Origin of the sequence: Planococcus chinensis, from assembly GCF_020071995.1 — a bacterium.
Taxonomy (GTDB): domain Bacteria; phylum Bacillota; class Bacilli; order Bacillales_A; family Planococcaceae; genus Planococcus; species Planococcus chinensis_A.
This window is the reverse complement of record NZ_JABWTK010000002.1, coordinates 328,921-342,477: the sequence shown is the minus strand read 5'-3', so window position 1 is coordinate 342,477 and position 13,557 is coordinate 328,921. Positions and strand designations below refer to the sequence as shown.

General features: G+C 48.4%; 12 protein-coding genes. 7 read left to right on the top strand and 5 right to left on the bottom strand.

Features of this window, described 5'->3' with window-relative positions:
- Window position 1 precedes the first annotated feature (1 nt).
- The 3 genes from HU147_RS04760 to aceA are packed head-to-tail and all read right to left on the bottom strand — an operon-like array spanning window position 2 to window position 3,045.
- Complete coding sequence (locus HU147_RS04760) at window positions 2-130, bottom strand: YhfH family protein (protein WP_224075150.1); 129 nt, start codon at window positions 128-130, stop codon at window positions 2-4.
- Between the two features lie 19 nt (window positions 131-149).
- Entirely contained in the window at window positions 150-1,742 is a 1,593-nt protein-coding gene (gene aceB / locus HU147_RS04755; RefSeq protein ID WP_224075149.1) for a malate synthase A, read from the bottom strand.
- Between the two features lie 13 nt (window positions 1,743-1,755).
- Complete coding sequence (gene aceA, locus HU147_RS04750; protein ID WP_224075148.1) at window positions 1,756-3,045, bottom strand: isocitrate lyase; 1,290 nt, start codon at window positions 3,043-3,045, stop codon at window positions 1,756-1,758.
- Between the two features lie 173 nt (window positions 3,046-3,218).
- Here aceA and HU147_RS04745 point away from each other — a divergent pair, with 173 nt between their 5' ends.
- Both HU147_RS04745 and HU147_RS04740 read left to right on the top strand, forming a co-directional pair.
- Entirely contained in the window at window positions 3,219-3,869 is a 651-nt protein-coding gene (locus tag HU147_RS04745; protein WP_224075147.1) for a LytTR family DNA-binding domain-containing protein, read from the top strand.
- Window positions 3,870-3,948: 79 nt separating this feature from the next.
- Complete coding sequence (locus tag HU147_RS04740) at window positions 3,949-4,443, top strand: cupin domain-containing protein (RefSeq protein ID WP_224075146.1); 495 nt, start codon at window positions 3,949-3,951, stop codon at window positions 4,441-4,443.
- Window positions 4,444-4,512: 69 nt separating this feature from the next.
- Here HU147_RS04740 and HU147_RS04735 read toward each other — a convergent pair whose 3' ends face one another.
- Window positions 4,513-5,877 (bottom strand): aspartate kinase, encoded by a 1,365-nt coding sequence (locus tag HU147_RS04735; RefSeq protein WP_224075145.1) that lies wholly within the window; start codon window positions 5,875-5,877, stop codon window positions 4,513-4,515.
- Between the two features lie 121 nt (window positions 5,878-5,998).
- Here HU147_RS04735 and HU147_RS04730 point away from each other — a divergent pair, with 121 nt between their 5' ends.
- The 3 genes from HU147_RS04730 to thrB are packed head-to-tail and all read left to right on the top strand — an operon-like array spanning window position 5,999 to window position 9,251.
- The gene (locus HU147_RS04730; RefSeq protein WP_224075144.1) at window positions 5,999-7,291 is read left to right on the top strand and encodes a homoserine dehydrogenase; all 1,293 of its coding nucleotides are present in this window, start codon (window positions 5,999-6,001) and stop codon (window positions 7,289-7,291) included.
- Window positions 7,288-8,349, top strand: a complete 1,062-nt coding sequence (gene thrC, locus HU147_RS04725; protein ID WP_224075143.1) for a threonine synthase — start codon at window positions 7,288-7,290, stop codon at window positions 8,347-8,349. The genes HU147_RS04730 and thrC overlap by 4 nt, the downstream gene beginning before the upstream one ends.
- Window positions 8,346-9,251 (top strand): homoserine kinase, encoded by a 906-nt coding sequence (thrB, locus tag HU147_RS04720; protein ID WP_224075142.1) that lies wholly within the window; start codon window positions 8,346-8,348, stop codon window positions 9,249-9,251. The genes thrC and thrB overlap by 4 nt, the downstream gene beginning before the upstream one ends.
- 44 nt (window positions 9,252-9,295) lie before the next feature.
- On the opposite strand, the gene HU147_RS04715 is transcribed toward thrB, so the two are convergent.
- The gene (locus HU147_RS04715; RefSeq protein WP_224075141.1) at window positions 9,296-10,720 is read right to left on the bottom strand and encodes an NAD-dependent succinate-semialdehyde dehydrogenase; all 1,425 of its coding nucleotides are present in this window, start codon (window positions 10,718-10,720) and stop codon (window positions 9,296-9,298) included.
- 327 nt (window positions 10,721-11,047) lie between these two features.
- Between HU147_RS04715 and HU147_RS04710 the strand changes: the two genes are divergently transcribed.
- Window positions 11,048-12,244, top strand: a complete 1,197-nt coding sequence (locus HU147_RS04710; RefSeq protein WP_224075140.1) for a hypothetical protein — start codon at window positions 11,048-11,050, stop codon at window positions 12,242-12,244.
- A gap of 44 nt (window positions 12,245-12,288) precedes the next feature.
- Window positions 12,289-13,464 carry an amidohydrolase gene (locus HU147_RS04705; protein ID WP_224075139.1) on the top strand — a complete coding sequence of 392 codons (1,176 nt, stop codon included), beginning with the start codon at window positions 12,289-12,291 and terminating at the stop codon, window positions 13,462-13,464.
- The last annotated feature ends 93 nt before the right edge of the window (window positions 13,465-13,557 follow it).

The window sequence follows — 13,557 nt, the reverse complement described above, 5'->3', positions numbered from 1 at the left end:
CTTATTCTTCTTTTTGTCCGATGCAGCGTTCGCATTCGTAGATGATCGATTCGCGTTGCTCCTTGATTTCGCATCCGCATTCCCGGCATTCTTTCTTTGAGCGTGCCTCAAAAGTTTTCATCGTTTTCATCGTGATCTCCTCCAGTAAGTTAGTTTAGTTTTTCATAGCCTGGCAAGGTCAAGAATTCCGCAAAATCACTTTGCAACGTGAGGTCTGTAAACAGCTCGCGGGCTTCCGCGTAGTGTCCTGAGAGATAGATGGCTTCTCCAACAGTTTCTTTAATCTTCCCGGCTTCTTCTTCAAGAATTTCGTGGAACAAGGCGACGCTGATATCGCGTCCGTCTTCAAGTTTTCCTTTCGGATGGCGGATCCACTGCCACACTTGCGAACGGGAGATTTCGGCTGTTGCCGCATCTTCCATCAAGTTGTTGATCGGTGCTGCCCCGTTTCCGGACAGCCAGGAAGCAATGTACTGGATGCCGACGGAAATATTGGAGCGAAGGCCTTCTTCGGTGATGGAGCCTTTTGGCACTTCCACCAAATCTTCGGCTGTAACATTGACATCTTCGCGTTTCCGGTGGATCTGGTTCGGCGTCGGCATCAATTCGTCGAATTGTTCCATAGCCACTGCCACCATTCCGGGATGGGCAACCCAGGTGCCGTCGTGCCCGTCTGTCGCTTCGCGGCGTTTGTCTTCAGCCACTTTCCCAAATGCCGCTTCGTTTGCTACCGTATTTCCTTTGATTGGGATCTGGGCAGCCATGCCGCCGAGCGCCGGAGCGTTCCGTTTGTGGCAAGTCTGGATGCATAACTGGGTGTAGGCCCGCATAAATGGAACAGTCATCGTCACTTGCGAGCGGTCCGGGAACAAGTATTCCGGCCGGTTCCGCATCCGTTTGATGACGCTGAAGATATAATCCCAGCGGCCGCAGTTGAGGCCGGCTGAATGGTCGCGCAGTTCATAAAGAATCTCATCCATTTCAAACGCTGCAAGAATCGTCTCGATCAATACGGTAGCGCGGATGGTGCCTTGCGGAATTCCGAGCTCATTCTGAGCAAAAACGAATACGTCATTCCAGAGCCGAGCTTCTAAATGGCTCTCCATTTTCGGCAAATAAAAGTAAGGGCCGGTCCCGCGGTCGATCAATTCCTGTGCGTTATGGAAAAAGTAAAGGCCGAAATCAACGAGACTGCCGGAAGCCGGCTTGCCGTCAATTTCAATATTCTTCTCGAGCAGGTGCCAGCCGCGGGGGCGGACCATCAATACGGCAGTTTGGTCGTTTAAGGTATATTTCTTGTCGGTGCCAGGTGCTTCGAATGAAATCTCACGTCTGACAGCATCCCGCAAATTGATCTGTCCATCAATGACATTGAACCAGCTCGGCGCTGTCGCATCTTCCAAATCTGCCATAAACATCTTGGCGCCGGAATTCAATGCGTTGATCAGCATTTTCCGGTTGGTCGGGCCGGTAATTTCCACCCGCCGGTCTTGCATATCTTCCGGCAGGGGGGCAATCGTCCAGTCACTTTCACGGATGTACTTCGTTTCAGGCAAGAAACCTAAAGGCTTTCCGCCGTCAATCTCTTTTTGCCGCACTTGGCGCTGTTCGAGCAAAGCGATCCGCTGCTTATCAAAATTCACATGAAGTTTCTCAATGAACGCCAGTGCCTCCGGCGTCAGAATCGTTTCCATTTGGGGTGTTGCTTCATTTTTAATCAAGACATTCGACTTTGTGATCAATCAAATCATCCTTTCATTTCACCGGTTGGAATTGGGCCGTTTCCGTTGAGCCTTTCATCGCAGTAGTTGAGCTTGTACCGCCGGAGATGATTTGCGATACTTCATCGAAGTAGCCGGTACCGACTTCACGCTGGTGGCGCGTTGCCGTATAGCCTTTCGACTCGCTTTCAAATTCAGCCTGCTGCAATTTCGAATAAGCGGCCATGCCATTGTCTTTATAGTCGTATGCCAATTCAAACATGCTGTGGTTCAGTGCATGGAATCCGGCAAGCGTGACGAATTGGAATTTGTATCCCATCTTGCCAAGCTCGACTTGGTATTTTGCAATGGTTTCTTCGTCCAATTTCGCTTTCCAGTTGAAAGAAGGTGAGCAGTTGTATGCCAAAAGCTTGCCTGGGAATTTCTCATGGATGGCATCCGCAAACTGCTGTGCTTCTTCCAGATTCGGATGCGACGTTTCACACCATACCAAATCTGCATAAGGCGCATAAGCCAATCCGCGTGCAATTGCCTGGTCAATGCCGGCATTTGTACGGTAGAAACCTTCAGGCGTCCGTTCGCCGGTGATGAACGGATGGTCAACCGGATCGATGTCGCTTGTGATCAAATCGGCTGCGTCTGCATCGGTGCGGGCAATCAGGACTGTCGGAACACCGAGTACATCCGACGCAAGCCTTGCGGAAATCAAATTTCGCACTGCATTTTGAGTAGGCTGCAATACTTTGCCGCCCAAGTGGCCGCATTTTTTCTCAGAAGCGAGTTGATCTTCAAAGTGCACGCCGGCAGCACCGGCTTCAATCATGGATTTCATCAATTCAAATACATTCAGCGGTCCGCCGAATCCAGCTTCTGCATCCGCAACAATCGGTGCGAACCAGTCAAAGCCTTCATTGCCTTCCACGTTGTCGATCTGGTCTGCACGCTGCAATGCCTGGTTAATCTTTTTCACGACGTTCGGCACCGAGTCGACCGGGTATAAACTTTGATCAGGATACATTTGCCCTGCCGAGTTGGCATCGGCTGCCACTTGCCAGCCGCTCAAGTAAATGGCCTGCAAGCCTGCTTTCACTTGTTGCACCGCCTGGTTGCCGGTCAATGCGCCTAATGCGTTCACAAAATCTCTTTCATGGATGGAACGGAATAAACGGTCAGCTCCACGTTTAGCAAGCGTGTATTCAATTTGAACGGAACCGCGGAGTTTGACAACATCTTCCGCTGCATACGGACGAACAATTCCGTTCCACCGGCTGTCTTCTGCCCAGCTCTTTTTCAATTCTTCAATTTGTTGTTGTTTGGTAACCATCTAATCCATCCCTTCGACTAAAAAATTTTTCTAAACTGTGTTAATACAGTTCGTCTTGATGTATATTAATATATAACAGAATATTGTGATTGTCCTGAAAGTTGGATGAAATCAGATATTCGGGGATGAAAGAAGAGGTTTCGCGACAAACACACTTGAAAGGGGAATCGGGTATGGAAAAGGGTGTATTAGAACAGGTAGGATTCATCATGGGGGACTGGATCCCGAAAGAAGCATCAATTGCTGTGGCAGTTGGACGAAGCTATGTTTATTGCAAAGCGGGGGTCCAAGAGTCACATATTCAAGTAGGGGATGAAGTAACAGATGGAAGCGTGGCGGATTGTACATATAAAGAAGGCAAACGCTTGGAGATGCTGGTGGAAGATGAAACTTCCGGAATCGCTTATGTAGGTGTGGGTTACCCAATACAGATTTTGGAGCAAGCCGGGGTTTTAGTGGTAATGCTGCCTCCGGATTTTCGCCAGCCCCCTAAACAGCCGCTCCGTTTTTTGACAGGGAAGTTTGAAGATACGTGGCGTCCGGTGCCGATTTCCGATGTGTCGCATATTGAAAGCAGCCAAAAGAAAACTTGGTTTTACGCTGATGAAGAAGCCTACTGTTCCATCCACACACTAAAAACTTTGAAAGATCAATTGCCGGATACGTTCTTGCCCATACATCGTTCGTATATCGTCAATATTCCTTTTATCCAGGAAATTTCACGGGATTTTTCATCCAACTTTGTTTTAACATTGAAAGACGGGGCGGTTTTACCGGTCAGCCAAAATTACACGGCATTGGTACGGGAACGGCTTGGATTCTAGCAGGGAAGATTTCCGCGAAAAACGATTATTTCCTATAAGTAAGGGTAAAGTTCAGTATCTGAAAAGGAGCTGATGCTTTATGGCAAATGAACAATTTTATCATTTCGAAGATGACCGTTCGATTCCGAACAACCCGAGGCTGCCGTTGATTGTCTATCCCGGTGCTTTCAAAGAAAATCCGGAAACGATCGAAGCGGCATTCAACAAGAACGGCTGGACCAACAGCTGGGTAGACGGTGTCTTTGACTACCACCATTACCACAGCAATACACATGAAGTGCTCGGTGTGCGTTCCGGCTCTGCGACCATCCAGTTTGGCGGAGAGCAAGGGGAAGCTTTGCAAGTTTCTGCCGGAGACGTGGCAGTTCTGCCAGCCGGCACCGGACATAAATTATTGGATAGCACAGATGATTTTCAAGTGGTAGGCGCTTATCCAGGCGGTGCAGAGCCCGATAAAAAACTGGGAAAGCCGGAGGAACGGCCGGATGTGCTGGAAGCGATACTAGATGCTCCGCTGCCGGAAAAAGATCCGGTTTACGGAAACGATGGGCCGCTTTTGACAAATTGGACTTAACAATAAAGAAATCCCCCAGCCAATAAACGGCTGGGGGATTTTTCGTTCATTCAGTAATATAAGGACAGATTAGACAACCAGAGAAGGAACAAAGAATTCATTGTACAACTCCTTTAGAATTTTGGTTTCATCTTCTTTCAAGACGCCAAAGACAAGGCTGACTTCGGAAGATCCCTGATTGATCATTTCGATATTGGCACCGGTTCTGGCGATGGCATCCGTTGCCCGTGCAGCAAGGCCTGTCGTATATTTCATCCCTTCGCCGACCAGTACAACCATCGAGAAGTTGCTGATGAAATGCACGTCGTCCACTTCGAGTTCGTTTTGTACACGGTCGACGATGCGTCTTTCTTTGTCAGGCGTCAATTGATGGCTCCGGATAATGACGGAGAGATTGTCGATGCCGGAAGGAATGTGTTCATAGGAAACGTGTTCATCTTCCAAAATCTGCAGCAGTTTTCGGCCAAAGCCGATTTCGCGGTTCATCAAATATTTGCTGACATACAGCGTAGAGAACCCGCTATCCGCTGAAATGCCGGTCACCGGCAGGCGTGAGTAATCGCGTTCTGCGACGATCATCGTGCCCGGAGACTGCGGATTATTGGTGTTTTTGATGCATACCGGGACCGATTCTTTAAATGCAGGCATCAAGGCTTCGTCGTGCAAGACGGCAAATCCCGCGTAGGACAGTTCCCGCATTTCACGGTAGGTCATTTTCTCGATTTCCACCGGATTTTCCACAATTCTCGGATTGGCGGCAAATACGCAATCGACGTCCGTAAAATTCTCATACAGTTCGGCTTTCACGGCAGCAGATAAGATGGATCCGGTAATATCAGAACCGCCGCGGTCAAAAGTCCGCAATGTTCCGTCATTTGTATAGCCGAAAAATCCGGGAAAGATGCTGATGGACTGCTGATTAGCCAAAGAGGCCAAATTGTTATATGATTCTGGCAATGCCTGAACCCGTTTCGGGGGTTCAGTGACAATCAGCCCGGCTTGTTTTGGATTGATGTATTCCGCTGGCATTCCTATAGAAGAAAAATAAGCGGCAATCAGCTTTGCGGAATTGTCTTCGCCGCTGGCTTTGATTTGATCGAAAAATAAAGAAGGGTCCTCTTTGCTGAAAGCGAGCCGGTAAGAAAGATCGGCTGCAATGATGGAAACAATTTCACTATCGACTCCGAGCTCATCTGCAATCGATGCGTACCGGCCGACCACTTGGCTTAACGCATCGGCAGTATCTTCTCCGGATAAAGCGCTTGTCGCTAACCGAATCAGGAGGTCCGTGACTTTGACATCGCCGTCAAATCGTTTGCCAGGAGCTGAAACGACAATGATTTTCCGCGTGGGATCCGCTTTGACAATATTAGCGACTTTTTGGATTTGTTCCGCACTTGCTACAGATGTTCCGCCGAATTTACACACTTTCATCTTTATCAAGTCCAATCTTTAGAGAATTGAGGGTTGTTTTCCATTTAATATAATACTATAATGTCCATATGGTAAAAACAACTGTATTTTTACAGTGTACACAGCGTAGGAGGAATCGTCAATGAAAAATGAAATTTCAATCGGATTATTAGGCCTCGGAACTGTTGGCAGCGGGGTCGCTAAAATTTTGCAGCAACATCAACAAGATTTGCACCATAAGCTGGGCGTTCAAGTGTCCATCAAAAAAGTTTTAGTCCGCAACAATAATAAAGAACGTTTGTCGATTCTTGATCCAAACGTTTTTACAACCGATATAAATGAAATATTAAACGATTCTTCTCTGGATATCATTGTAGAAGTGATGGGCGGCATGGATGAAGCGAAGCACGCAATTGAAGAAGCGCTGAAAGCGGGCAAGCAAGTTGTGACTGCGAACAAAGACGTAATGGCTCAATACGGGCATGACCTACTGAAACTGGCGGATGAACAAAAATGCGACTTGTTCTATGAAGCAAGCGTTGCGGGAGGCATCCCGATTATCCGTACATTGGAAGACGGCTTAGCATCAGACCGCATTTCCAGTTTGATGGGAATCGTCAACGGCACAACCAACTTCATCCTGACAAAAATGAAAAAAGAAAACATGAGCTATGAGACAGCTCTTGCAGAAGCGACAAGACTCGGCTATGCAGAAGCTGACCCGTCAGCGGACGTGGATGGACTGGATGCGGCCCGCAAAATGGTCATCCTATCTTCACTCGCATTTTCAACAGAAGTCCATATCAACGATGTGCTCGTTCGAGGAATGAGAGAAATTCAGGACGGCGATTTGGAAATGGCAAATAAGTTCGGCTATACAATGAAGATGGTCGGTTCTTCGAAGAAAGACGAAGACGGCATCGAAGTGGCAGTAGAACCGATTTTCCTTGCGGATTCGCATCCGCTTGCTTCGGTTAATAATGAATTCAACGCAGTATACATATATGGAGACGCAGTAGGGGAAACGATGCTGTACGGCCCGGGGGCAGGTTCACTCCCGACTGCGACTTCTGTTGTATCGGATATCATTGCAGCATGCCGGAACCTGCTGCTTGAAGTCAACGGCAAGCGGGTTCATTCAGCCCAACATGAACGGGTGATCAAACCGGAAAGCAGCCGGTTCGCAAAATATTTCCATCGCCTGCTTGTTAAAGACGAAGTCGGTGTCCTGTCAAAATTGACGGCGATCTACAGTAAACACGGCGCAAGCCTCCAGTCGGTCATGCAGCATCCGGCGGAACAGGATGGACAGGCGGAACTTGTGTTTTTGACACATCAAATTTCACGCCAGCAGCATTTGGATGTATTAAACGATTTAGCAGGAACGGCAAGCGTCATCAGCCATTACCGCATCGAAGGGGAGGAAACAGCATGAGATGGCCAGGATTGATCGAACAGTATAAAGAATGGTTGCCGGTAACCGAGGCAACACCAGCCTTAACGCTTCAAGAAGGCAATACACCGCTTGTCCATTTAGAGACATTATCCGAGCAATGGGGAATTGAACTCTACGTAAAACTGGAAGGGGCAAACCCGACCGGCTCTTTTAAAGACCGTGGCATGGTCATGGCGGTCGCGAAAGCGAAAGAAGTAGGAAAGTCGGTGCTGGTTTGTGCTTCTACAGGCAATACGTCGGCGTCCGCTGCTGCATACGGTGCAAGAGCGGGCATGCGCACCATCGTCGTCATTCCGGAAGGCCGCATCGCCCTTGGGAAATTAGCGCAGGCCAAGATGTACGGCGCAGAAATTCTGGAGATCAAAGGCAATTTTGACGAAGCGCTCCGCATGGTCCGCGAAGTCGGGCAGGAAGCCGGCATTGCCCTTGTCAATTCGGTCAATCCTTACCGTCTGGAAGGACAGAAAACCATTGCGTTTGAAGTGATTGATCAGCTTGAGCGTGTGCCGGATATTTTTGCGTTGCCGGTTGGCAATGCCGGAAATATTTCCGCATCATGGAAAGGCTTTAGCGAGTATGCCAACAAAACCGGCGCGAAACGCCCTGAACTTTTAGGCGTCCAGGCAGCCGGCGCAGCACCGATCGTCAACAACCAAATTGTTGAAAATCCCGAAACAGTGGCAACTGCCATCCGCATCGGCAATCCGGCAAGCTGGGACTTGGCGTTAAATGCCTTAGCTGAATCAAACGGCACCATCCTTGCGGCGACAGACGAAGAAATCCTGGAAGCCTATCAATTGCTGGCCTCTACTGAAGGCGTGTTTGCGGAGCCCGCATCGTGCGCTTCCATCGCCGGCATCAAAAAGCAGGTGGAAAGCGGCAGCCTTCCAAAAGGTTCGACAGTTGTAGCTGTATTGACAGGCAACGGATTAAAAGATCCGGAAACGGCCATTTCAGTGAACGAACACAAAGCACAATTGGTGCCGGAAGATATGGAACGCTTCTGGGAGGATTTGAAGAAGGGAGTCAAGGCATGAAATGGAAAGACTTTACGGTAACCGTGCCGGCATCGACAGCCAACTTAGGCCCCGGATTTGATTCGATCGGACTGGCACTGGACCTTCACTTATCCATCCATGTCTCGCAGGCTTCCGAATGGTCGGTCCGCTACAGAGATGAAAGCTATCAGCACCTGTCCGGTTCTTCGGATAATTTAATCATTGCGGCGGCTAAGAAAACGGCAGCCGCATACGGCCGTGAATTGCCGCCGGCAAGACTTGAAATCGATACCGATATCCCCCTTAGCCGCGGACTTGGAAGCAGTGCAGCTGCAATTGCCGGGGGCATTGAAATTGCAGACCGGCTGCTCGGCTTGAATATGCCCATGAAAGAAAAAGTGGAAATCGGCACGGAGATGGAAGGGCATCCGGATAACGTTTCGGCATCGTTTTTAGGCGGCTTGACGATTTCCTATGCGGACGGAGAAGAACTGTCCATTGTCCATTTGTCAGAAGTGGAAATCGGTGTCTTGATCCTCGTTCCCCCAACGGAATTTCTGACAGCAGAATCCAGAGGGCTGCTTCCGGAAGAAGTGCTGCATAAGACCGCTGTACGCGGCAGCATGGCAGCGAATGTCCTGTCAGCTGCGCTTGCAACAGGCGACTGGAATACAGCGGGACGCATGATGGAACGGGACGAATTCCACGAGCCGTTCCGAAAAAGTAGATTCCCGGACTTTGACATCATCCGCCAAGCCTGCCGGGACAATGGTGCCTATGGCTCTGCCATCAGCGGCGCCGGACCATCTCTTTTTATCGCTGCAAAAAAAGGCAAAGAAGAGGAGATTCGCCAAATGCTGAGCGAGCGCTTTCCGCATTACGATTGCCTCCTAACCAAACCATCTAAGGCAGGAATAAAATCAGTCCAAACCGTACAATAGCCCTTAAAAAGCGGTCCGAGAAACTCGGACCGCTTTTTTGCTGGTTACAATTTGATGGAAATGTATTTCGTTTCAAGGAAAGCTTCAAGTCCTTCTTGTCCGCCTTCGCGCCCGATGCCGCTTTCTTTCATGCCGCCAAACGGAGCCTGGGCAGTGGAAGGTGCGCCATCGTTCCAGCCGACAATGCCATACTCAAGATTTTCTGCGATATAAGTTCCGCGGGTTAGGCTATCCGTAAAGAAATAGGCAGCCAATCCGAAACGGGTATCGTTCGCCAGGCGCACTGCTTCTTCGTCGGTATCAAATGCCATGATCGGTGCAACCGGCCCGAATGTTTCTTCGTTCATGACGAGCATATCCGGTGTGGCATTGATCAAGACGGTCGGGTTATAGAAGTAAGCGCCGTTTTCTGCTTTTCCATCTCCGCCGACCAAAACTTTCGCGCCTTTATCCACTGCATCCTGTACATGGCGAGCTGATTTTTCATAGCCATCTTGGTCGACGAGCGGACCAATCTGGACGCCTTCATCCATGCCGTTTCCGACTTTCAGCTTCGCTGTAGCTTCCTGCAGACGTTGAGAAAATTCTTCTACGATGGATTGCTGCACATAAATCCGGTTTCCGCATACACAAGTCTGGCCTGCATTTCGGAATTTCGATGCCATGACGCCTTCGACAGCCAAGTCCATATTGGCATCTTCGCAAACAATGATTGGGGCATGGCCGCCAAGTTCAAGAGATAAATTCAGCATGGAATCCGCGCTTTGCTTCATCAATTCCTTGCCGATTTCGGTGGATCCGGTAAAAGTCAGTTTCCGGACCGCCGGGTGGCTCGTAAAGACACGGCCGATTTTTCCGGCGCTGCCTGTCACCAGGTTGATGACGCCTTTCGGGAATCCGGCTTCTTCTGCCAATTCGTACATGCGTACGGCGGTGAGCGGCGTCAACTTGGCCGGTTTTGCAACAAACGTACAGCCAGCTGCAAGTGCAGGCGCCATTTTTCTGGCCATCATGGCTGCCGGGAAATTCCATGGCGTAATGGATACGACCACTCCGACCGGCTGTTTCAACACTTGGATGCGTTTGCCTTCTTTCGATGCCGGAATGAGGCGCCCGTTGGAGCGTTTCGCTTCTTCGGCGAACCAGGAAATAAAGGAAGCGGAATATTCGATTTCACCGACGGCTTCCGCCAAAGGTTTGCCCATTTCCTTTGTCATGATTTCCGCTACTTCCTGTTTGTTTTCCAACAACAGATCGTGCCATTTCATCAATAGCGAAGCGCGTTCATAAACGGTAGTTTTTGACCAGGACTTGAAAGCTTCTGCGGCAGCATCTACAGCTGCAGTAGCTTCAGCTTCACCGCCGTTTGGAACCGTACCGAATTTCTCGCCCGTTGCCGGGTTCATGACATCGATGACGCCGTCTCCTGCTGTTGACCATTCACCGTTAATATAGTTTTTGCCTTCCATTTATCGTTCCTCCTTAAATTTATTATCCTTATCCTAAACTCTTACCTCTATTGCAAAACTGTAAACCTATAAAAGTATAGCGCAATGAAAACGGAGAGAAAGATTCAACATGCTATTCTTTTTGTAAATGATGCAAAATGCAACGTAAAATAGCCTAAAAATGAATAAAAGTGTTGGTATAACTATGTAAATTATTATCATTTCAAAATAATCATTAAATTCTATTTAATAAGGATTTGTTTTGTGCTAATATTGCAACAACACTTTAACTTATTGAAGCGCAGTGAAAGTTGAAGAGAATGAAATGAGAAAAGAGGAGGATGTAGGATGGCGCAGATGCTGGCGTTAACGATTTTGGTATTCATCTTGTTTATTGGCGAAGTTGTATCGATTCGCACAAAAGCTTGGATTCCTTCAATTTTTATCAGTGGGGTTTTATTCTTACTCGGATATTGGACATTCTTCCCGCCGGATATTGTAGCGATCGCCGGAGTCCCGCCAGCTGTGGTAACCATGCTGATTTTCCTGTTGATCACGAATATGGGAACTTTGTTGTCCCTGCAGGAATTGAAAGCGCAGTGGAAGACGATCTTGATTGCCATTGCGGGCATCTTGGGAATTGTTGCCGCTCTTTTCGGAATCGGTATGCTGCTCTTTGATTTTCAAACAATTGTCGTAGCGATTCCGCCGTTAGTCGGTGGAGTAGTTTCTGCATTGATCATGTCTGAAGGTGCCCAAGCTGCGGGTCTTCCAACTTTGGCCGTTTTCGCCATTGTTATTTATGTTATGCAAGGCTTTGCAGGCTATCCGCTAACTTCAATCATGCTAAAGCGGGAAGGCCGTTCGCTTCTGCAGAAATACCGGAACAATGAACTGACGGAAAGGGTATTGGTGACAGAACAAAAAGGCACACCGACGCAAGAAGTGAAGGAGCCAAGAATGTTCGCCAAAATGCCGGATAAATACAATACGGATTTCTTTAAATTTTTCCGTTTGGCGCTAGTCGGTTATTTGGCTTACCTTGTTTCGGATGTGACTGCCCCTTATGTGGAAATCAGTCCGTATGTCCTGTGTTTGTTCTTTGGTGTAGTGGCACGGAGCATTGGTTTCCTGGAACGCCATCCGCTGCAAAAAGCAAACGGTTTTGGTTTTGCCATTCTCGGTCTATTGCTGTTCGTCTTTGATGGATTAAAGAACGCGACACCGAGCATGATGCTCGAAATCATTTATCCGTTAGTTGCTTGTATTGCGCTAGGAGTTGCAGGGATGTACATTTTTTCTTTCATCGTCGGCAAGCTGCTGAAAGTCAGCAAGGAAATGGCATTTGCCGTCTCGCTGACTGCGCTCTACGGGTTCCCGGCTGATTATATTATTACGGTTGAAGTCATCAATTCGTTGACGAAAGACGAAAAAGAACGCGATGTCCTGACCAGCCATATGTTGCCGCCAATGCTTGTAGCAGGCTTTATCACCGTTACCATTGTATCCGTCATTCTAGCGGGAATTTTCGTTGGATTCCTGTAAAAGTTAAGTAAGCCAGCCAGATAGACAATAGGAGGATCAACTACATGATTAATGAAACCATCAAGAATGCGATTCAGGACAACAGTGAAGAAATGGTTGCCATCCGGCGCAAATTGCATAGTGAGCCGGAGCTCTCCTGGGAAGAGTATCAAACTTCACAATTTGTTTTTGATTACTTGACAGAAATTGGGATTGAAAGCCGTAAAACCGAACCTACCGGCGTAATCGGTACGTTGAAAGGCGGTAAAGAAGGGAAAACCGTGGCACTTCGTGCAGATATGGATGCTTTGTCGGTAGAAGAGCTGAACATCGATTTGCCATATAAGTCGGCTACATTAGGCAAAATGCATGCTTGCGGCCATGATGCCCATACGTCGATGCTGTTGGCTGCCGCTAAAGCTTTAGTTGGCGTTAAAGAACAACTGCCTGGGTCTGTCCGCTTTATCTTTCAGCCGGCAGAAGAAGTCGCCACTGGCGCTAAAGCGATGGTGGAACAGGGAGCTGTTGAAGGCGTCGATAATGTATTCGGCATTCACATCTGGTCTCAAATTCCGTCTCATAGCGTGGCGTGCAATCCAGGGCCTTCGTTTGCATCTGCCGATATTTTCAAAGTACATTTTAAAGGCCGGGGAGGCCATGGCGCAATTCCACAAAACTCGATTGATGCAGCCATCATTGCTTCGTCCTTCGTCATGAACGTTCAGTCCGTAGTGTCCCGGACGATTGATCCGCAGCAGCCGGCAGTTGTCACGGTTGGCAAGATGGTTGTAGGCACGCGCTTTAATATTATTGCCGAGAATGCTGAAATTGAAGGCACGGTCCGTTGCTTTGATGCTGAAACCCGCGACCATATCGAGAAGCAGCTGAAAGTTTATGCGGACAATACAGCGGAAATTTTTGGCGGCACGGCAAAGGTTGAATATATCAGAGGGACGCAGGCGGTTATCAATGGGGAAGAAAGTTCGGAACTGGTGCGGCAAGTGGCTGCTGAAGCATTCGGCAAAAACGTGGTCTACGATGAAAAACCGACAATGGGCGGGGAGGACTTTTCGTTTTATTTAGACCAAGTCCCTGGCAGTTTTGCACTGGTAGGAAGCGGCAATGCTGAAAAAGATACGCAATGGGCTCATCACCACGGGAAATTCAATGTGGATGAAGAAGCTATGGCCACCGGAGCCGAGTTATACGCGCAATACGCCTGGGCATATTTGAATAAATAAGGCTCCTAACAGAATTTCTTAGTTGTTTTCTATATGTGATTGCAGTGTGGCGATGTCCGGCAATGGACTTCGCCATATTGAATTTAAGCGATT